The sequence below is a fragment of the Priestia sp. JSM ZJ58 genome, assembly GCF_044383985.1.
In the GTDB taxonomy this organism is placed as follows: domain Bacteria; phylum Bacillota; class Bacilli; order Bacillales; family Bacillaceae_H; genus Priestia; species Priestia zanthoxyli.
In genome coordinates this window covers 795,647-815,428 of sequence record NZ_JBISEM010000001.1, presented here as the reverse complement: position 1 = coordinate 815,428, position 19,782 = coordinate 795,647, and the positions used below count along the sequence as shown (strand labels likewise).

The 19,782-nt window shown below is 38.0% G+C and carries 19 protein-coding genes and 1 riboswitch; of the genes, 6 read left to right on the top strand and 13 right to left on the bottom strand.

Annotated elements, in window-relative coordinates; genetic code table 11:
• Positions 1 to 55: 55 nt before the first annotated feature.
• On the bottom strand, positions 56 to 763 hold the full coding sequence (locus ACH6EI_RS04135; protein WP_028411361.1) for a cytochrome c biogenesis CcdA family protein: 708 nt from the start codon (positions 761 to 763) through the stop codon (positions 56 to 58).
• A 139-nt stretch (positions 764 to 902) separates the two neighbouring features.
• Here ACH6EI_RS04135 and ACH6EI_RS04130 point away from each other — a divergent pair, with 139 nt between their 5' ends.
• The gene (locus ACH6EI_RS04130) at positions 903 to 1,079 is read left to right on the top strand and encodes an aspartyl-phosphate phosphatase Spo0E family protein (protein ID WP_013084718.1); all 177 of its coding nucleotides are present in this window, start codon (positions 903 to 905) and stop codon (positions 1,077 to 1,079) included.
• A 22-nt stretch (positions 1,080 to 1,101) separates the two neighbouring features.
• Here ACH6EI_RS04130 and ACH6EI_RS04125 read toward each other — a convergent pair whose 3' ends face one another.
• The 8 genes from ACH6EI_RS04125 to yneA form a co-directional block, all read right to left on the bottom strand.
• Positions 1,102 to 2,907 carry an ABC transporter ATP-binding protein gene (locus ACH6EI_RS04125; protein ID WP_028411362.1) on the bottom strand — a complete coding sequence of 602 codons (1,806 nt, stop codon included), beginning with the start codon at positions 2,905 to 2,907 and terminating at the stop codon, positions 1,102 to 1,104.
• Positions 2,897 to 4,660 carry an ABC transporter transmembrane domain-containing protein gene (locus ACH6EI_RS04120; RefSeq protein ID WP_028411363.1) on the bottom strand — a complete coding sequence of 588 codons (1,764 nt, stop codon included), beginning with the start codon at positions 4,658 to 4,660 and terminating at the stop codon, positions 2,897 to 2,899. The genes ACH6EI_RS04125 and ACH6EI_RS04120 overlap by 11 nt, the downstream gene beginning before the upstream one ends.
• Before the next feature lie 90 nt (positions 4,661 to 4,750).
• Positions 4,751 to 4,963, bottom strand: coding sequence for a YneF family protein (locus ACH6EI_RS04115; RefSeq protein ID WP_013058772.1), 213 nt, complete (start codon positions 4,961 to 4,963; stop codon positions 4,751 to 4,753).
• Positions 4,964 to 5,053: 90 nt separating this feature from the next.
• Positions 5,054 to 5,494 carry a sporulation inhibitor of replication protein SirA gene (sirA, locus tag ACH6EI_RS04110; RefSeq protein WP_028411364.1) on the bottom strand — a complete coding sequence of 147 codons (441 nt, stop codon included), beginning with the start codon at positions 5,492 to 5,494 and terminating at the stop codon, positions 5,054 to 5,056.
• A 149-nt stretch (positions 5,495 to 5,643) separates the two neighbouring features.
• The gene (tkt, locus tag ACH6EI_RS04105; RefSeq protein WP_013058774.1) at positions 5,644 to 7,650 is read right to left on the bottom strand and encodes a transketolase; all 2,007 of its coding nucleotides are present in this window, start codon (positions 7,648 to 7,650) and stop codon (positions 5,644 to 5,646) included.
• A 167-nt stretch (positions 7,651 to 7,817) separates the two neighbouring features.
• Positions 7,818 to 8,048: a DUF896 domain-containing protein gene (locus ACH6EI_RS04100; RefSeq protein WP_013058775.1), complete on the bottom strand. Its 231-nt coding sequence runs from the start codon at positions 8,046 to 8,048 to the stop codon at positions 7,818 to 7,820.
• 69 nt (positions 8,049 to 8,117) lie between these two features.
• Complete coding sequence (locus ACH6EI_RS04095) at positions 8,118 to 8,786, bottom strand: YneB family resolvase-like protein (protein WP_028411365.1); 669 nt, start codon at positions 8,784 to 8,786, stop codon at positions 8,118 to 8,120.
• Positions 8,787 to 8,839: 53 nt separating this feature from the next.
• Positions 8,840 to 9,169: a cell division suppressor protein YneA gene (gene yneA / locus ACH6EI_RS04090; protein ID WP_028411366.1), complete on the bottom strand. Its 330-nt coding sequence runs from the start codon at positions 9,167 to 9,169 to the stop codon at positions 8,840 to 8,842.
• Between the two features lie 146 nt (positions 9,170 to 9,315).
• Between yneA and lexA the strand changes: the two genes are divergently transcribed.
• A complete protein-coding gene (lexA, locus tag ACH6EI_RS04085; protein WP_013058778.1) occupies positions 9,316 to 9,933 on the top strand; it encodes a transcriptional repressor LexA in 618 nt (205 codons plus the stop codon).
• A 209-nt stretch (positions 9,934 to 10,142) separates the two neighbouring features.
• Positions 10,143 to 11,588 carry a magnesium transporter CorA family protein gene (locus ACH6EI_RS04080; protein ID WP_034270839.1) on the top strand — a complete coding sequence of 482 codons (1,446 nt, stop codon included), beginning with the start codon at positions 10,143 to 10,145 and terminating at the stop codon, positions 11,586 to 11,588.
• A 67-nt stretch (positions 11,589 to 11,655) separates the two neighbouring features.
• On the opposite strand, the gene ACH6EI_RS04075 is transcribed toward ACH6EI_RS04080, so the two are convergent.
• Positions 11,656 to 11,856 carry a hypothetical protein gene (locus ACH6EI_RS04075; protein WP_223546232.1) on the bottom strand — a complete coding sequence of 67 codons (201 nt, stop codon included), beginning with the start codon at positions 11,854 to 11,856 and terminating at the stop codon, positions 11,656 to 11,658.
• Positions 11,857 to 12,138: 282 nt separating this feature from the next.
• On the opposite strand from ACH6EI_RS04075, the gene ACH6EI_RS04070 reads away from it, so the two are divergent.
• From ACH6EI_RS04070 to ACH6EI_RS04060, 3 genes are read left to right on the top strand one after another with little or no spacing between them, the layout of a single operon-like run.
• The gene (locus ACH6EI_RS04070) at positions 12,139 to 13,644 is read left to right on the top strand and encodes an ArnT family glycosyltransferase (protein ID WP_028411368.1); all 1,506 of its coding nucleotides are present in this window, start codon (positions 12,139 to 12,141) and stop codon (positions 13,642 to 13,644) included.
• A 20-nt stretch (positions 13,645 to 13,664) separates the two neighbouring features.
• Positions 13,665 to 14,060, top strand: coding sequence for a GtrA family protein (locus ACH6EI_RS04065; RefSeq protein WP_108674297.1), 396 nt, complete (start codon positions 13,665 to 13,667; stop codon positions 14,058 to 14,060).
• Positions 14,057 to 15,034, top strand: a complete 978-nt coding sequence (locus ACH6EI_RS04060) for a glycosyltransferase family 2 protein (RefSeq protein WP_028411370.1) — start codon at positions 14,057 to 14,059, stop codon at positions 15,032 to 15,034. The genes ACH6EI_RS04065 and ACH6EI_RS04060 overlap by 4 nt, the downstream gene beginning before the upstream one ends.
• A gap of 39 nt (positions 15,035 to 15,073) precedes the next feature.
• Here ACH6EI_RS04060 and ACH6EI_RS04055 read toward each other — a convergent pair whose 3' ends face one another.
• The 3 genes from ACH6EI_RS04055 to ACH6EI_RS04045 form a co-directional block, all read right to left on the bottom strand.
• Positions 15,074 to 16,051, bottom strand: a complete 978-nt coding sequence (locus tag ACH6EI_RS04055; RefSeq protein WP_028411371.1) for a cation diffusion facilitator family transporter — start codon at positions 16,049 to 16,051, stop codon at positions 15,074 to 15,076.
• A 109-nt stretch (positions 16,052 to 16,160) separates the two neighbouring features.
• Complete coding sequence (locus ACH6EI_RS04050) at positions 16,161 to 17,987, bottom strand: APC family permease (RefSeq protein ID WP_028411372.1); 1,827 nt, start codon at positions 17,985 to 17,987, stop codon at positions 16,161 to 16,163.
• A gap of 162 nt (positions 17,988 to 18,149) precedes the next feature.
• Positions 18,150 to 18,293, bottom strand: a riboswitch (cyclic di-AMP (ydaO/yuaA leader).
• A gap of 191 nt (positions 18,294 to 18,484) precedes the next feature.
• Positions 18,485 to 19,525 carry an N-acetylmuramoyl-L-alanine amidase gene (locus ACH6EI_RS04045; protein ID WP_028411373.1) on the bottom strand — a complete coding sequence of 347 codons (1,041 nt, stop codon included), beginning with the start codon at positions 19,523 to 19,525 and terminating at the stop codon, positions 18,485 to 18,487.
• Positions 19,526 to 19,782 lie beyond the last annotated feature (257 nt).

Sequence of the window (19,782 nt, the reverse complement as noted above, 5' to 3'; positions counted from 1 at the left end):
AAAACAAAAAAGAACCTGCCAACTTCCAGATTCTTTTTTGTATCATTTTCCCTTTTTAAAAGCCCGTAAACCCTCCAAATACGCTCGTTGTATAAATAATAATTTTTGTCATCCAGTCAAAATATAAAATAAACCCCATGCCAATCATTGCGTATCCGCCAACTTTCATCATGGAATTCATATGTTTTTTTAACCAATTCATTTTTCCAATAAAGAATGTCATGATAAAGAACGGAATAGAAAACCCAAGTGAATACGTTATCATGTACAAAAGACCGGATCCTGGGTTTGTCGCTGCAAGCGCCATAACCGATACTAAAATAGGTCCCGTGCAAGGAGTCCAGCCGGCAGCAAAAGCCATACCAATAAAAGAAGAACCTAAGAGTCCAGCCGGCTTATTGGCGAATTGAACTTTATGTTCCTGCATAAGAATTCGAGGCTTAAAAATCCCTAGTACAACTAGACCAAAGAAAATAATAAGAATAGCGCCAATCTGCCGAATTAAATCCTTATAGTTAAAAAACCACTGACCAATAAAGGATGTCGCAAAACCAATCATAATAAAGATAACAGAAAATCCCAGCAGGAAAAAAGCTGTGTGAATAAAAGCTTTGCGCTGATGTGACCTAGCGCCTTCCTTTAGCTCGCTGACTGATACTCCCGTTATGTACGATAAAAAAGCTGGATACAAAGGCAAACAGCAGGGTGAAATAAACGATAAAAAGCCTGCGCCAAATGCCAAAAATAAATTTAAATCTCCCACATTTCCCACTTCCCTTTTTTGTTCTTTTTGTTCTTTTTCGTTACCATTTTGTAACCAAATTGTCTTATCTCACTTCTTTCAAATAGTACCATTATCTTGTATAATTAGGTAAACGACTTGTTAGAAGGGATACATAGCATTGGCCAAAAAAGATATTCTATTAGCGATTGAAAAGAAACGAGAAGAACTCATCCGCATAGTCCGAGTAAGTGGATTAAACTCTCCACCTGCTATTAAACATAGTCAAGAATTAGATCATTTATTAAACGTTTACAATGAATTCCCTGCTCAAACAACAGAAACAACCTCTTCATGAAGGTTGTTTCTTTTTTTCACCTTCACTCTATCAATTCTTTATAAATCTCTTTTACTCCTGTTTCTTTATTGAAATTTTCCTCTTTTTCACTGTGCTGAAGCTGATACATATTATAGTACAAACCGCCTTTATCTAGCAGTTCAGCATGCGTTCCTTTTTCGACGATTTTCCCTTTATGCAATACTAAAATACAATCGGCGTGTTGAATAGTTGATAAACGATGGGCAATCGCAATCGTTGTGCGGCCTTTTCCCATATCTCTTAACACTTCTTGAATCGCTTCTTCCGTTTCTGTATCGATATGGGCTGTTGCTTCATCAAGAATAAGGATTTTAGGGTTTCGAATCACCGTTCTTGCAAATGCTAAGAGCTGACGCTGACCGCTTGATAAAGTTGAACCTCTTTCCACTAGCACTTCATTATACTTATTAGGAAGAGCTTCGATAAATGCGTGAGCTTGCACAAATTTCGCCGCTGCTTTTACTTGCTCATCAGAAAAATGGTCTTCATGCAGCGTAATATTTCGCTTTACGGTATCGGCAAATAAAAAGGCATCTTGCAGCACCAGCCCTACCTGATCTCGAAGCTGTTTATTTGAAAAGGACGACAGTGGTTTATTATCGATCAAAATGTCTCCTTTTTGCTGCTCATAAAAACGCATTAATAAATTAATGATGGAGCTTTTCCCGCTTCCAGTATGGCCTACTAAAGCCACTGTTTCTCCTTCGTTTACCGTAAATGATATATCAGAAAGCACATCTCGAACACCGTCATAGGAAAACGTGACGTTTTTGAATTCTACCGTTCCTTTTTGTACCCCCTGCTTTTGTTCTCCTGTCATCACTGGATTTTTTTCTTCCTCATCCATCAAATCAAATACCCGGGAGGCTGATACCATCGCTTGCTGATACATAGAAAGACGCTGCATCATTTCATTAACGGGCTCAAAAAAACGATCCAAATAGTTGATAAACGCGTAAAGAACACCAATTTTAACAGGACTGTCAGCTACGGAAATGCCAAAATAACTGAGCACAAGAATAACGGCTAAAATATAAAGAATTTCGACAGCAGGCCTCAATAGCAAACCATCTAACTTAATATTGCGCATGCCCGCTTTGTAGTGCTCATCATTAATTTCTTCAAATTCCGAGCGAAGCCGCTTTTCTTGACGAAATAATTGAATAATGGACATGCCTTGCAAAGACTCATGAAGCTTGGCATTTAACTGACTTAGCTTTTCTCGGAGCTGTCCGTAGTAAATAGCGCTGTAATGCTGATAAAGCTTCATAAGTCCCCAAATAAACGGGAGAAGAACTAAACAGTAAAAAGCCAGCTTCACATCTAGCATAAACATCGCTATAAAAATACCAATCAAAAATACCCCATTTTGAATAAAAACCGCGATGACTTCTACAAACATTTCTTTCATAGCTTCCGTGTCATTTGTAATTCGAGAAACAAGGCTTCCCGTTGGCGTGTTGTCAAAAAAGCGAAGCGCCAGACGATGAACATGAGAAAAAACGTCAATTCGAATCTGCTGAATAATTTGAAGCGCAATATTCTGAAACTGCAGAAGCTGAAAGTATTGAACGACAATTTTTAAAAGCTGTAAAAGCAAATAACTGCTTGCAAGCCACACCAGAGGCTGAAGAGGCAAATACTTAGGAGTTAAATAATCGTCAATGAAAATTTTAATCAAAATGGGCCCTAATAAATCAGCAGCCGTAGCAATTAATAATAGAGTGAACGCTAAAAAAAATGATTTTTTATGCGGAATTGTATAGTGAAACAGACGTTTATGTACCGAAGAATGCTCAATTTTCATTTTTCGTCTCTCCTTCTTCTACCGCACGTTCAAGCTGCTGTCTATCGTACATATCCTGATACCAGCCGCTCACGCTAAGCAGTTCCTCATGAGTTCCTCGCTGAATAATTTTCCCTTTATCAAGGACAAGAATCAGGTCTGCATGAGTAACCGAGCTCAGCCGATGCGCTGTAATAATCGTTGTTCGATTTTGACGTTTTTGCCTCAACGCTTGTAAAATACCCGCTTCCGTTTTTCCATCTACCGCTGATAGCGAGTCATCTAAAATTAAAAGCTCAGGATCTAATAGAAGAGCTCTTGCAATCGAGATACGCTGTTTTTGTCCACCAGATAACGAAACGCCTTTTTCACCTACTATTGTTTGATAGCCATCTGTAAAATCGAGGATGTCTTTATGTACATTTGCAACTTTAGCCGCTTCTTGAATTTCTTGATTGCTTGCGTCTTCTTTTCCGAACGCGATATTAGCAGCGACTGTTGTTGAAAACAAAAAGTGATCTTGAGGAACATATCCAATGCTTTTGTACAGTGAATCAAAAGCATAATCTTTAATGTCTTTTCCTCCCCATAAAACAGCTCCGTCGCTTACATCAAATTCACGAAGCAACAGCTTTAAAAGCGTGGTTTTCCCAGCACCCGTCTTTCCGACAATCCCTAACGTTTGACCGCGAGAAAGTGTAAAGTAAATTTCGTTTAACGTGTATTCGTCTTCTTTACCATACGAAAACCTATGAATAACAGCTTCAATATTTCCTGTTGGCAGTTCAACACTAGGATGCGCTGCTTCTTCAATCGAATTTTCTTCTTTTAATAAAGAAAATACCCTGTCATATGATGCTCTTCCTCGTTCCACAATGTTAAATAGCCAGCCAAACGCGAGCATCGGCCAAATAAGAAGGCCCAAATAAGTTGTAAAGGTAACAAGCTGTCCCAGTGTTAACTCTTCACTAATCACCATCTTGCTGCCAAAAATAAGAGCAAGTAAAAAAGAAAGTGCTACAATAATCGAAATGGTCGGATCAAACAATGCATCTACTCGTGCTACCTTCATGTTCTTTTGAACAACATCTGCAGACTTCATACGAAATTCTTCGACATCAGCTGCTTCTTCCCCAAACGTCTTAATGACTTTAATTCCGCTAATGCTTTCTTGAACCTTATCATTTAAAGTAGAAAATGCTGCTTGTGCGTGATGAAACCGCGCATGAAGCAATGTACCATAGTAACTTGTTAAAACGGCCATAAGCGGCATAGGAATAAGGCAAATAAGCGTTAATTTCCAGCTGATTGTTAGGGCCATTGTGCATAGAACAAGCCCTCCTGTGACAATGGAATCCACGAGCGTCAAAACGCCCGAACCTGCAGTTTGTTGAATAGCTTGAATATCATTCGTTGCATGGGCCATCATATCCCCAATTCGCCGCCGCTGATAAAAGGCCTGATTCATCCTGGTAAAATGAGTGTAGAGGGTATTTCTCAGCTGCTTGGCTAGTTTAACAGATGAACCAAATATCATAATACGCCATATGTATCTTGTGAAATAGGCCACAACAGCAGCTCCTAGCAAAATGCCAACCATCTGCATTAAGCGCTTTCCATTCAGCGTCCCTTCTTTAATGCCATCTACCGTTAAACCAATAATTTTAGGCGGGAGAAGTTCTAATGCTGCCACAATAATGAGCAGCGCTATCCCCGTTATGTAAGACTTTTTTTCCTGTTTGAAAAACCACCATAACTCTCGAAAAATTTTCATCGTATCCCCCTAGCCCCACAACCATTTTCTTATCTCTATCATAAAACAAAAGACACCCTTCTGAATAGAGAGTGTCTGTCCAATTAACCATTATTTAATTTGGCCGTTCATTGCTTTCATCATTTGGTTAATTTTTTTCTGCGATGGTTTCATGCCCATTTGCATCATCATCATTTTTAACATTTGTTCATTAATTGGTGGATTTTTCTTCAGATAGCTCATCATATACTTACGAGCAATGAAAAATCCTAGCGCTATCCCAACAATTAATGCTAGAACACCAACTAGAATATACATTCCCATGGTATTACTTCCTCCTTCATGTTGTCTAACTTACAGTGTACTAGACCATACGCTATTATACAATATTTCCGTTCCAATTTCCTTAAATAATTACACAAATTTTCTTGTTTTCACAGGCCTCAGCCAGCCGTATTCATCCGTTCCATAATTCACTGCTAAAAAACAAGGATCTAGCTTGCGTAATACTTCAAAAAAAGCTGTCTCAGCATCAACATTGCCATCTCCTTCAATTGTTATACAGCGATTCGTTAATTTTATAGATGCTCGACTTTTTTTATGAGGATATTCCAGCACAAACGTCTCTTGATGAGTAAAAAAATGAGGATAATGAGAAAACGCCTGAAGTAATTCTCGTTGAATAAATGAATTGGGCAGTTGGCGAGTAATGTAATGAACTTGTTTTTGTAAATGCGTTTCCTGCAAGTGACGTTTCATTTTATATTCAATCAGCAGCTGATAAATGAGCTTTTCTCTTCGAAAATAGGATGATGCAACTTCTTCCTCCATTAAATATACTTCATACGTTCTCACGATTCATCCTCCCTTTCGGCTCGTTCTTTTTTGTACCATTATACCGAATGGTGTACGCAATGCTTGTCTATCGATGAAAAAATTTCTTTGTTTTTTTGTCGAAAAAAAAGAGCAGACCATAGGAGTCTGCTCTTTCTTGTGAAAAAGAATTATGCATTAAGCAAGCTTTTCACTTTTGCTACTACATTTTCAACTGTAAAACCAAATTCTTTCATGATTGTTTCACCAGGAGCAGATGCACCGAAGTGATTAATACCAAGAACTTGTCCCTCGTCTCCAACATAGCGTTCCCAGCCAAGTGTAGAAGCCATTTCAATACCTAAACGTTTTTTCACTGATTTAGGGATAACACTTTCTTTGTACTCAGCAGATTGCTCTTCGAAACGATCCCATGCAGGCATACTTACTACAGATACATCAATGCCTTCTGCAGCTAATGCTTTTTGTGCTTCTACTGCTAGGCTTACTTCAGAGCCTGTTGCAAGTATTAATGCATCCGCTTGGTCTTTACCAGCTTTAGATACAACGTACGCGCCTTTAGACACGCCTTCGTATGCATTTTCTTTTGTACCTTCAAGCGTTGGCAAGTTTTGACGAGTCAATACAAGCGCCGTTGGGCGGTCAGTTGATTCTAATGCTAAGCGCCATGCAGCAGCTGTTTCATTTGCATCTGCAGGACGAACCACTGAAAGACCTGGCATTGCACGAAGTGATGGCAATTGTTCAATTGGCTCATGTGTTGGGCCGTCTTCTCCAACTGCGATACTGTCATGTGTGAATACATATGTTACAGGAAGCTTCATTAAAGCTGCTAAGCGAATTGCTGGGCGAAGATAATCAGAGAATACAAAGAATGTTCCTCCGAATACTTTTACACCGCCGTGTAGAGCCATACCGTTTAATGCAGCTCCCATTGCAAATTCACGTACACCGAACCAAATATTACGTCCGCTGTAATCAGCTGCAGTGAAGTCTTCTGAACCTTTAATCATTGTTTTATTTGACCCAGCTAAGTCAGCTGAACCGCCGAAGAATTGAGGTACAGCTTGTGCTACTGCGTTTAATACTTCTCCAGAAGAAGCACGGCTAGCTAAGCTTGAACCCGTTTCGTATGCTGGAAGCGTTTCTTCCCAGCCTTCCGGTAACTTTCCTTCTACTGCTAGTTCAAATTGACGACCTAGTTCAGGATATTTTTCTTTATACTGTGCAAATACATCGTTCCATTCGTTTTCTTTCTTTTGGCCATCTTCAGCAATTGTAGCTTTGAAGTGAGCATACACTTCTTCTGGCACATAGAAATCTTCTTCAAATGTCCATGCATAAGCTTCTTTTGTTAATTTTGTTTCATCGGAACCTAATGGAGAACCGTGCACGCCAGAAGTACCCGCGTGGTTTGGAGAACCAAATCCGATTGTTGTTTTTACTTCAATTAGCGTTGGGCGTGTTAAATCGCCTTTTGCTTCTTCAATTGCGTTTGCAATCGCTGTCAAGTCATTGCCGTCTTCAACGCGAATTACTTGCCATCCGTAAGCCTTGAAACGATCTTCTACGTTCTCAGAGAACGAGCGATCTAAATCTCCGTCTAAAGAAATATCATTTGAATCGTATAAAACAACTAAGCGTCCTAATTTTAAGTGTGCCGCTAATGAAGCTGCTTCAGCAGATACACCTTCCATTAAGTCTCCGTCACCACAAATACCATACGTAAAGTGGTCTACAATTTCTAAACCTTCTTTGTTGTATGTTTCAGCTAAATGACGTTCTGCCATTGCTTTACCAACAGCCATTGCAATACCTTGTCCTAGTGGACCAGTTGTTGCATCAACACCTGCTGTATGACCGAACTCTGGATGACCTGGTGTTTTGCTTCCCCATTGACGGAAGTTTTTAAGGTCTTCAATTGATAAGTCATATCCAGCTAAATGAAGCAAGCTGTATAATAGTGCCGATCCGTGTCCTGCTGATAATACAAAGCGGTCACGGTTGAACCAGTTTGGATTCTTTGGATTGATGTTCATAAATTTTGTCCACAATGTATATGCCATTGGAGCAGCTCCCATTGGCATACCTGGGTGACCTGAATTTGCTTTCTCAATCGCATCGATTGATAAAGTACGAATTGTTGCAATCGAAAGATCTTCAATACGTTGTGTCATACTCTTCATTCCTTTCAAAACTATGTACATATGTTATCATACTAATGATTTGCTTATTTGTACAATACTTGAACCAAAAAAATTTCCACTTTTACAGTTTTTGTGTGCCTTATTAAAAATATACAAAAAACTAGAGGGAACTCTCCCTCTAGTTTTACTAGAACGTCTTAGTGAAGACGCTTCTTTTTGCTCTCTTTTAACTTCTTAGGCGTAACATCTTTACCTTCCTCGTCCACAACTTTAATCGTATGAAGGTGGTTTGTCATAGATTGTCGGAAAACTTTTAAATATTCCTGACGTAGCTCTTGCTGTTCTTTCGCTTCAGATTCTGTCAGACCTTCAGCCTTTGCCTTTTTTGAAAGAGCATTAATACGAGCAAGTTTATCTTTTGATAGCATATAAAACCTATCTCCTTATAATCAATAATTAAAATTACCGAACCGTTCCGGCAACATGTAGTCATCTTACTAAATCTCTTTCGTTTTATCAAGAGATTGAGCACTCTCTTGATACTCTTGATAGCGACGATGTACCGTTGCTTTTGAAATATTATAACCAAAACCTTTTAGCGTAACTGAAATTTCAGCAAAGGTTAAGCCGTTATGACGAAGGCGGACAATTTCTTCAATCGGCGCTTCTTTTTTTTCTCTTCCTGAGTTAACTCCTTGATTTTTTAAATTTTGCTGCGGACGATAACCGTTTTCTACGGCTCTTTTCATTCCTCTTTTAATTTTAGCGTTATGTAATTTCCGCTGATGCTCTTCCACTAAGCTAATAATATCTAACACCATCGAATCAGATTCTGAAAGCTGAAGCTGACCTTGATGACTAATCGTATAGATCGTAGCATTTTCTTTATGAAAAGCATGAAGAAGCGCAATTCGGGCATTTCCTCTGCCTAATCGCGTTTCGTCTTGAATGAGCAGCACAGATATTTTTTCTTCTTTCATTGTATGAAGAACATCCAATATACCCTCTCTGTCTACGTCATATCCGCTTGCTTTTTCCATTACGACTTTTTTTACGTTTAGATGGTGAAGATCAGCAAGCTTTTTTAATTCTTCTTGCTGGCGCTGTAAAGATGTTTCTTGGGTTTTTTTATCCGTACTTACACGGCAATAAATAATGGCGTCCACTTTTATCACGACCTTTTCGGCTTCTAACAATATTCAGGAACGGCCGTTACACACTACTGTTCAATTGCCACTTGATTATGTAACTCTTTTTTTAAAACAGGAATATATAATTTATCTCCAGGAGATAAAGACTGGGCAGTGTCTGAGTTTAGATCATTGACGTCTTCAACCCATTTGACAAATTCATTGGTGGTCAAATGATGGTGATTATGATACTTGTTGGACAAGTCCCAAAGCGTATCTCCTTTTGTAATAGTAACCGTTGAATATTTGTCTAAATCTACTTTATCCGCTCCTAAAACCAGCGTCAATACATATGTAAGTGCAGCGATAACTGCAAAAAAAATAGCGTAATGTTTCATAGAATGTAAGAATTGGTGCATATTATGATCCCCCTATCAGAATATATGTTCTTATTTTATTGAGAACATTTGTTTCTGTCAATGGAATTCTTCGAACTTATGTTTGTATATTGACACATCACGTGGTATAATTCACCTAAAGAATAGCTAAAATCGAGGTGAAAAATATGAAGCTATCAAAACGTCAACAAGACATACTAGATTTTATTAAGCACGAAGTAAAATTAAAAGGTTATCCGCCTTCTGTTCGTGAGATTGGGGAAGCGGTGGGATTAGCCTCTAGCTCCACTGTACACGGGCATTTAGCTCGTTTAGAAAGTAAAGGGTTAATTCGCAGAGATCCAACAAAACCAAGAGCAATCGAAGTTCTTCAACTAGACGAAGTAAACATCCCTAAAAGCAATGTCATTAATGTTCCTGTTATCGGTAAAGTAACAGCGGGTCTTCCTATAACAGCCGTTGAAAATGTGGAAGAATATTTCCCTCTTCCAGATAAATTCGTTTCTCCAGATGATCATGTATTTATGCTTGAAATTATGGGAGAAAGTATGATTGAAGCAGGTATTCTAGATGGCGATATGGTAATCGTACGTCAGCAGCAAACTGCTAATAACGGAGATATTGTGGTCGCTATGACCGAGGACAACGAAGCAACGGTAAAACGTTTCTTTAAAGAAGAAAATTTCGTTCGTTTACAGCCTGAAAATTCAACGATGGCGCCTATTATTCTTCGCCACGTAACGATTTTAGGAAAAGTCACTGGTGTATATCGCACGATTCACTAATCACACACTGTATGTAAAACCAACTAATCATGATGTTAGTTGGTTTTTTACGTTTGTTTTCTAAAAAAATTGGCATATTATAAATGATACGTCGAATCATTACAGGCAGGTAGAGCGGTTTTTATAAAGCCTGTTTTACCTTTTACTTTCTGTCTGCATTTTTTCGACTCTCAAAAAAAATACAACCGACTATAAGAAGGATGTAGTTTATGACCAATACACCAAGGAAAACAGAACCATTTCAAACTATTATGCCTACCAAAGCAATGAACATGTTTCTTTTTCCTTTTTCCTTTGATCGAAAAAATAAAGAGCAGCTTGTTCATGCACTAGAAGCAAATATGTTTGAGTTTTTTTCCATTCAAAACAAACATGTAGAAAAAGAATACTACGGAGAACAGTATTACGTATCTCATGATAGCTTGGATCAATATTTTCTTCCTTACATTGAATGTATTCTATTTCCTGATTCGTGCGAAAAAGAAGGCTTGCTTCGATTTTCAAAAAAAATAGACCATACCGTTACGCTACAAACTTCCTCCACCACCGTGTCTAGCAACGTGCTGTCTGTGGATGTTTTTTTATGTCCTTTTGAAATTGGCGTCATGACCATTCGCACTGAGATGAGTCATAATCATTACACCTATGATGACATTTTAGAATTCATGAATCATTTTCGTGTATTAGAACCGAAGCTTGCTGAAGAGCATGGATCCACCATTACCTATGAACATCATCGCTATAGCAAAGTACAGGATTATATTTTTTCACAGCTCGCGCCATTTTTGAACGAACACATCAAAAAAGAAGCGACGCGTGAACAGCACGTCGGGAGTCTTCCTTATTTTATCGATGAACGGATGTTTGTATTAAGTTATGTAACGGTAAATCAAGAGCAAGAGATTAACTCCACAACTTTATTTCGTACTGGGCAGCTAAATAGCTATACGCCTGACGGGAAACCGTTTATCTCTGCACACAACCATGAGTATATTAAAACGTATAATACCAAACACGTGTATTCCAGATGGGCTCCTGAAACCTATTACGTTATAACAGACCATGTGTTTTCGTGTATTTCTAAATCGACAGACTCTAAAACGGATCAGCTTTTGATGAATCATCTATTTGGCCAACATTACTATAATTTATTTTTGCATTTTTTCTATAAAATCGTGTTGCTAAAACTATCCTATGAGTATTCTCAGCTCACGTTTCATAAAAATTCAGAGGGCATCGAGCGACTAATTCGCTCTATTACTGTATTTTCAGGTAAATATTTATTTTTAGAAATTAGCTCTCGCACGGAAGGTCAAGAGTTTTCTGAGCTCTTTAAAAAAATCTTCCACATCAATTCTCTTTATCAAGAAGTCAAAGAAACCCTTGGTACTTTGTATCAAAATCAAGAGAAAATCGCGGCCAAGCGTCACAATTACTTATTATTAATTTTAACGATTTATACCGTTCTTTCCGGTATTTACGGAATGAATTTAGTTATTAGCAAGCTAAAGGGAAACATCAATTGGGATAGTATGAAGCAGTTTTCTATCTTTGAATATATCGCTTTAATAGTAGCTTTATCAGGAATTCTGATCAGCATTAGTCTCGGAGTGAGTTCCCTATGGAATTTATTAAAAGATCGATTTAAAACATAAAAGCTGTTCGCATCAGAAAATACATTATAAAAAAGAAGAGATTGAGACATAACTAAACCAAGCAAGTCTAAAGGGAAACAAATGAAATAAATAAGCTAGCAGGGATTGCTTGTGACATCGCAGTTGATTTCCGTGCAAGACTTCGCTTTCCGCGGGCGGCCGGTGAGCCTCCTCGTCGCTTGCGCTCCTGCGGGGTCTCACCCCTTCCGCTTTTCCCGCAGGAGTCTTCGTCTTGCCCTCCAATCAACTGCTGGAAAGAACTAAACAAATGAAACCTACGTGCACCATAAAAAACGAACCACTAATCAAACATGATGATTAATGGTTCGTTTTTCGCTTCGACTAAAATCCTTTTTTCCCAACCTCTTTTATCTATTACTAAATCACTGCCTACTCCACTGAACCTTTTATTACACGTTGTGCCGCTGTTGTAATTTCAGAACAATCTAACATTATACTCTATAAGAAAAATATATACAAAATAATAAAATATGGTATCATAGGGTAGGAATTTTGTACCTTATCTTTGAAATAATTTGCAGGAGGTAATATGCTTAACTCATTTTTATCCAAAAGCCTGATTCTTTTATGTGTCATGATTCTTACATGGTCTCTATGGGGCAGTTATAGTGCGATGACAAATTCATTGGACTTAAAAGGCTTGGCTTTAAGTAATTCATTTATTATTGAAGGAATATGTATCACTTTCCTTGTCATTTTTCTAATAGCTATTGCAAGTAGATACATGAACAAAACTGTTTTTTTTATTTCACTGATTGTTTTGACCTTAGGTGTTCGATTAGCATGGATGCTTTCTGTTCAAACACCTGTAAAATCTGACTTTCTTGTCATGTTAGATGCCGCACGTAATATCGCAAAAGGAAATTATGAATTTAACCAAAGCGTTTATTTCACTACATGGGTATATCAGCTAGGCTTTTCATTCTATGAATCTATTGTTATTCGCTGTTTTGGAGATAGCATTTTTACATTAAAATTGTTAAATATTTTTTATTCTACTGGAACCGTTATTTTTATTTATCTAATTGGCGCTAAAGTATTTAACGAACTTGCTGGGAGAATGGCAGCTTTCCTATATGCGTTCTACATTCCGAACATTCTCTACAGCTCAGTGTTAACCAATCAGCATTTAGCTACTTTTTTATTTTATGCAGCTTTTTACCTTATTATAAAAAGATTTGCTCATAACAAGTTTAGCTGGCTTTATATTGGTCTTCTATTGTCGTTAGGAAATTTAATGCGCCCTCTGGGACCCATTATTATCGTTGCTGTTTTCATTTATTTCATCTTGCAAATTCTTCAACCTTACATTAAAGCGAAGGATGCTGCTGAGTTAAAAACTCGTCGAAAGAAAATAGGAAAAAACCTCGTAGGCGTACTGGCTACTTTTTTTATTGCAAATGCGCTGATCAACTACTCTTTTGTAGCGAGCGGTATTTCTAAATATCCTTTAAGTAACAGAGATCCTTTATGGAAATTCGTTATTGGCTTTAATTATGAAACAAGCGGTTCTTATTCTTCAGAGGATGCTAGTCGTTTTATGGGTATGCCAATTGGAGAAAAACGAGCTGAAGCAGAAAAAGAAGTAATTAAAGAGCGAGTAGCAGATAAAGAGCAACTTTTAGATCTCTTTCACATTAAATTCCTGAATATGTGGGGAGGAACGGATGCATCTACATTTTGGAGTATTTCATTAACTCCTCAAGAAGATGTACCTTTTAATAAAGAGAAATTAATTAGTGCTGCTCAAAGTTATGAAAGAATCATTTACGTTTCAACTACTATTCTTTCCATTATTGGACTTATATGTTTATTCCTGAAGAAGCAGGATAAATATCCGTATACACTGTTTTTATTACTAATCATAGGATACGTTCTTATTCACTTGCTTATTGAAATTCAAACTCGCTATCGATTCTTTATTTTCCCAAGCTTTATGCTGCTCGAAGGGTTTGGTATTTCAGTGATTCTATCTTATTTACTAGTACGGTTTACTAAAAATAAGACCCAGGCAAAATGTGAAGAGATAAATTAAATGGAAGGGATTATGCAACCGTGATAAAATTCCTGAAATTCGGATTTGTAGGTATAATGAATACCCTGCTCACTATTATCAGTTACTTAGCACTGATTCATTTTGATATGAATTATATATTGGCTAACGTACTATCCTATTTCATTGGCGTCATAAACAGCTACTATTGGAACAAATCGTGGGTGTTTCAAGCAACTGTACATAAATGGATGTTAGCTCAATTTTTCATCGTAAACCTTATTACTTTAGCAATTAATACATCTTGCTTATTCCTTCTTGTACACTATACACCTGCTAATCCGATAATTGGACAACTGTTGTCTACTTGTATAGGAATGTTTTTTAATTTTTTTCTTAATAAAATATGGACGTTTAAGCACACAAACAATCACTCGATAGGAGGTAGTAAAGCATGAAAGAACTAATTTCAATCGTGGTACCTATGTATTTTGAAGAAGAAGTAGCTAATGAATGCTATAATCGCTTGCTTTCCGTCATGCATGAAAATCACATTAACTATGAATTCATTTTCGTCAATGACGGCAGTACAGACCGAACAATTGAAATCTTAAAGGACGTAGCAGCTATGGATTCTAACGTAAAAATTATTGATTTTGCCCGTAATTTCGGGCACCAAACTGCCGTCACAGCAGGTATTGACTATGCTCAAGGTGATGCTATCGTAATTATTGATGCTGACTTACAGGATCCGCCTGAAATGATTCCTGAATTAATTGCTAAATGGCAGCAAGGCTATGAAATTGTATACGCAAAGCGCAAGAAGCGAAGCGGAGAGACCTTTTTTAAATTGACAACGGCTAAGTATTTTTATCGCTTTTTAAATTATATGTCCGATATTGAAATCCCAAAAGACACGGGAGATTTTCGTATTATCGACCGAAAAGTTGCGGACGTATTCAAAAAAATGACTGAACGCAATCGTTTCGTAAGAGGAATGATGTCTTGGATCGGCTTCAGGCAAACATATGTAGAATATGAGCGCGATGAGCGTTTTGCTGGTGAAACAAAATATCCTTTAAAAAAGATGATCAAGTTTGCTTCAGATGGAATTATTGGGTTTTCAACGAAACCTTTACGTTTAGTAATGGTTATTGGCTTGTTATCAGTTTTTGTATCACTTCTCGTTTTAAGTTATTCGATTGTTGTTTGGCTGATAGGTGAAAATATTCAGCCTGGCTGGACTTCGATTATGGTAGCTATCACTTTCTTTAGCGGTATTCAGCTACTTGGTTTAGGTCTAGTGGGACAATACATCGCAAGAATTTACGATGAAAGTAAAAATAGACCTATTTACGTTGTACGTGAAACTATTAACTTTTCTGCGGCTTCAACAGATTCTCAAAACGTGCGTGAAAAAGTATATAGCTAAAAAAACAAGGAAGAAAACAACTGTTTTCTTCCTTGTTTTTTATTCTTTTTGAAGCTGTAAATCGCTTGTCACCCAGTCAGGAATTCCATCATCTTCATCAAATTCAATAATGACATCCGTTATTCCTTTTTCCTGTAAAATACGATTTTCGAGACGATCTTTAATATCATCCGCTTCTGCTACTGTTAAAGAAGGATCAATTTCTACTTTTAATTCAACGTGAAGCTCTTCTCCTTCTTTCATCACCATTAACGTTTGAATATCACGCACTTGTACATCTTGCATAACAATGGCGCCAATTTTCATTTCCATTTCTTTATCTGCTTCACCAAGCGCTCCGGCAGCGTTATCTAAAAATACTCGTCCTACTACAAAAAACATCATAAGACCAATTAGCATAGAAGCAATTCCTTCAGCTTGATGAAAAGGCGTAAACCGCGAAATAAAAACGGCGATTAAAGCCAATACGCCTCCTCCAGTAGCTACCAGATCTTCCATAAAAACAAGCTTAGTTGCTGGCTTTGCTTTCTTTAGATGAACAAAGCTTTGCGTAAAAACATTGACCTCTGCAGTATTCATTCCGACATCGTGCAAAATTTCTTTCATTGCCTTAAAGAGGACAAACATCTCAAGTAATACCGAGATGCCAAGTACTGCAATATTTAAAATAAAGCCTGAAGACTTCGTCGGATGAAGAATATGATGATACCCTTCTTTAATCGTTTCAAATGCCATAATTCCTACTACAAGAACCGCCCCTAATAAAACGAGATTAACCAATCGTCCAAATCCGTTTGGAAATCGTTTGGTCGGAGCTTTTTTGCTTAATGCTGAACCTATAAAAACAAAGAACTGATTTGCTGCGTCCCCTAAGCTGTGCATCGTTTCAGCAAACATCGCTACATTTCCCGTTAAAGCAAAAGCAATCCCTTTAATAATGGATATAATGGTATTAACTATAGCGGCCATCATGGCCGATTTATTTCCTTTTCGCAATAACTTAATTAATTCACTCATGCAATCCCTCCGTTTGTGCCTTTGATGAGATTCAATTATGGTTAGTGTATGTGAATTTAAAAATTAAAAACCTCCAACATATAAGTTGGAGGTTTTTAGTCATGTTTCATTATTTTTTAAAACGATAAGGTACCGTTGTAACGATTACGTTTTTACGGTAAAGCAAATGTGCTTTTAACAGCAGACTGGACTGATTATGAAGGATGTTTTGCCAGCTTTTTTTCGTGATGAACTGCGGAATAACAACCGTAATAGCCATATTATTTTCACGGGCTTTTTCTTCAGCCATATCGATGAATCGAAACAGCGGACGCACAAGACTGCGGTATTGAGAATGAAACGTAACAATACGAATATCAGGCTGCCACTTTTCCCACTTCTCTTCCATTCTCTTTTCGCTTTCTCGGTCAAAAGCAACGTGCACCGCAATAACGGTATCACCAATCGTTCTTGCATAGTTCAATGAATTTTCCACTACCTTTGTCATTCCTGCTACAGGAACAATGACCACACTTCCTTCAAGCTTTCCAATCTTTTCTCCTTGCTTAATACGAAGCTGCTCTCCTACCGCTTCATAATGCGTATGAATGCGATGAAAAATATAAACGATAACCGGTAAGAAAACGAGCACGGACCATACTTGTGAAAACTTCGTTGTAAACAAAATGATTAGCACCGTTAAGGTAATGAGGGCACCAATTAAGTTAATGGTTAGCTTTCCTTGCCAGCCGGCCGGCTTTTCTCTAAGCCATTTGACAATCATGCCTGTTTGAGAAAGCGTAAATGGAATGAACACTCCAACTGCATAAAGAGGAATTAATTGTTCCGTCGCTCCTTTAAAGGCGACAAGTAAGACAATAGAAGCAATTCCAAGGGTCACAATTCCATTTGAATAGCCTAGTCGATCGCCGCGAATTTGAAACATTCTTGGCATGTATTTATCAGACGATAAGTTTACGGCAAGCAAAGGGAAAGCTGAAAAACCTGTATTCGCCGCTAGCACTAAAATCAGAGCTGTGGTACCTTGAATAAAATAATAAAATCCATTTCGTCCAAATACACTCGATGCAATTTGTGATACAACCGTTTCATCTGCTTTTGGAGAAATGCCAAGCCAATAAGCTAAAAACGTGATGCCAGAAAATAAAACGGCTAAAATACCGCCCATCAGCATTAATGTATGAACAGCATTTTTTGCACCTGGATCTTTAAAGTTAGGCACTGCATTTGAAATAGCTTCTACACCAGTCAATGCCGAACAGCCTGATGAAAAAGCTTTTAATAATAAAAACAAACTAATACCTGGCACCACGGTACCGAGAGATGTATGAAGCTCAGGTGAAACTTGACCTGTCACTATTTTGAAGAAGCCCACCGCTATTAACAAAATAAGAGCAATAACAAATAAATAAACCGGATAAGCTAAGACAGAAGCGGATTCTGTTACACCTCGTAAATTTAAAACCGTAATAAAAATCACCAGCAAACACGCAATTACTACGTTATAGTGATGCAGCGTTGGAAAAGCCGAAGTTAAAGCATCGGTTCCTGCTGAAACACTCACGGCAACTGTTAAAATATAATCTACTAACAGTGATCCCCCAGCGATAAGTCCAGGATTTTCTCCTAAATTGGTTTTCGAAACAATATAAGCTCCTCCGCCTTGCGGATACGCATAAATAATTTGACGATATGAAAGAATTAAAGCCGTCAGCAGCACCAATACCCCAATCGCAATTGGAATCGAATACCAATAGGCAAGCACGCCCACTGTTGCAAGGACAATCAAAATCTGTTCTGTTCCATAAGCCACTGAAGATAAGGCATCTGATGATAAAATAGCCAGCGCTTTAAGCTTACTAAGCTTTTGATCGCCTAACTCTTTTGTTTTGAGCGGCTTTCCAATCAATAATCTCTTGAGAACTGAATAGTTCACGTAATTTCCCTCCGATGATTGCTTAGCTACTATTCACTGTTCGTTGCTAAGCTCCGTTACAAGTTCATGAATAAGTGATATTATCCCTAAAAAATACCTTTTTATGTTAAAAAAGCGCACAAAAAAAACACTAAGGGTTCTCAGCGTTTTTACACAGCTTAAACCTCCTCTCCAAAACGCTTATGGGGTTAGCTGTCGGATTCGGGCTATGAGAGTAGCCCTACCTTTTAAAAAAAAGGATTCACCCCAAGTGACAATGCACAAATTTGGGTCCCCCACTTCTGACGAATTAAGCGATAACAGGTCAATATAATTTTCGGTTAAAGAGTATGATCGATAACATGTTTCTTTCATAACTATCCTTTGTTCTTAGATAATATACTCCCGTACAAATGGTTTGTAAAGCATTATTTTACGTAAACGATAAAATAGTACTTAAGGCGCTTTTAAGGGGAAAACAAAAGGCCTTCTGCCTGCTTACAGAAGACCTGCTTTCTTTAACTTTTTGCTTTTAAAACGGCTGCTAGCTTGTTTTTCGTTTGAGGACCATAAATGCCATCTACATCATAAGGAAGATACACAAGCTGAAAACGTCTGACTGCATCTTTCGTTTGTACTCCATATATTCCGTCTACTGACCCTACTTTAAAACTAACCGCGTTTAATGCTCTTTGAAGCTGTTTCACTGCTTCTCCAGAATCGCCTTGTTTTAAAATTCCATTGGGAAGTGGATATTGTTCAGAAGGTGGTGTTGGAGTAGGTGTTGGTGAAGTTCCTGAAGGAATAACAATTGTTTTTCCAACCTGTAGTGTTAAAGGATCAGAAAGCCCTGTATTCGCTTCTTGAAGCTCCTGTACTGTTATGCCGTACTTCTGTGCAATACTGTACAGCGTATCTCCTTGCTTAATTGTATACGTTTTTTCACCTGGTTCAGAAGGTGATGGATTTGGTGTCGGTGTTGGAGATGGCGATGGATTTGGAACTGCACGACGAGGTAAATTTAAATATACGGCAATTCCTTTTGCATACGATTCACCCATGCTTTTTAAAAAAGCTTCATTTTGAAGAAGTGCTGCATCGGCGCTCCTATCAATAAAAGCTATTTCAGTTAGTACTGCAGGCATATTTGTTAAGCGAAGCACCGCATAATTGGCCGATTTTCGTCCACGATTCGGATGATTATACGACAGCAGCGTTGGCTGTACTTGCCCGTGCACAATCGATTGAAACGTTTTACTAGCATTGCTAGCGCTTCTATAAACATAATCTTCGTATCCTGTTCCTCCACCGGCATTTACGTGAATAGACATAAATGCATCTGCCCCCCACGAATTAGCTTGAGAAGCGCGCTGAGATAACGATAAAAAAGTATCTGTGGTACGGGTGGTTTTAATCGTAAAGTCACTGTAAGTGCTATTTAAATAGCTTATTAAATATTGTTGAATTTTTAACACTAAGTTTTTTTCATACAGTCCATTCGCTCCAACTGCTCCTGCATCTGCCCCACCATGTCCTGCATCAAGATAAATTTTTTTCATATTACTTGTCCCTCCTTATTGTTAACATATGCATGAGGGAAAAAAGTGCTACGTATACTAGCCTACTTAGTGAAAAATTACTAAAAAAGGAGATTGAGACATAACGAAATCACTTCAAACTCAAAACGAACAAATGGGATAAATGCGCTAGTATGGATGGCTTGTTACATCGCTGTTGAATTCCGTGCAAGGCTTCGCTTTCCGCGGGGGGGCTGGTGAGCCTCCTCGTCGCGTGCGCTACTGCGGAGTCTCACCTA

Bases quoted from the DNA above. Each gene is read 5' to 3' on its own strand.
- lexA (WP_013058778.1), top strand. From the start codon at position 9,316: ATGAAGCTATCAAAACGTCAACAAGACATACTAGATTTTATTAAGCAC.
- tkt (WP_013058774.1), bottom strand. From the start codon at position 7,650: ATGACACAACGTATTGAAGATCTTTCGATTGCAACAATTCGTACTTTA.
- ACH6EI_RS04060 (WP_028411370.1), top strand. From the start codon at position 14,057: ATGAAAGAACTAATTTCAATCGTGGTACCTATGTATTTTGAAGAAGAA.
- yneA (WP_028411366.1), bottom strand. From the start codon at position 9,169: ATGCACCAATTCTTACATTCTATGAAACATTACGCTATTTTTTTTGCA.
- ACH6EI_RS04070 (WP_028411368.1), top strand. From the start codon at position 12,139: ATGCTTAACTCATTTTTATCCAAAAGCCTGATTCTTTTATGTGTCATG.
- ACH6EI_RS04115 (WP_013058772.1), bottom strand. From the start codon at position 4,963: ATGGGAATGTATATTCTAGTTGGTGTTCTAGCATTAATTGTTGGGATA.
- ACH6EI_RS04055 (WP_028411371.1), bottom strand. From the start codon at position 16,051: ATGAGTGAATTAATTAAGTTATTGCGAAAAGGAAATAAATCGGCCATG.
- ACH6EI_RS04080 (WP_034270839.1), top strand. From the start codon at position 10,143: ATGACCAATACACCAAGGAAAACAGAACCATTTCAAACTATTATGCCT.
- ACH6EI_RS04120 (WP_028411363.1), bottom strand. From the start codon at position 4,660: ATGAAAATTTTTCGAGAGTTATGGTGGTTTTTCAAACAGGAAAAAAAG.
- ACH6EI_RS04045 (WP_028411373.1), bottom strand. From the start codon at position 19,525: ATGAAAAAAATTTATCTTGATGCAGGACATGGTGGGGCAGATGCAGGA.
- ACH6EI_RS04125 (WP_028411362.1), bottom strand. From the start codon at position 2,907: ATGAAAATTGAGCATTCTTCGGTACATAAACGTCTGTTTCACTATACA.
- ACH6EI_RS04100 (WP_013058775.1), bottom strand. From the start codon at position 8,048: ATGCTATCAAAAGATAAACTTGCTCGTATTAATGCTCTTTCAAAAAAG.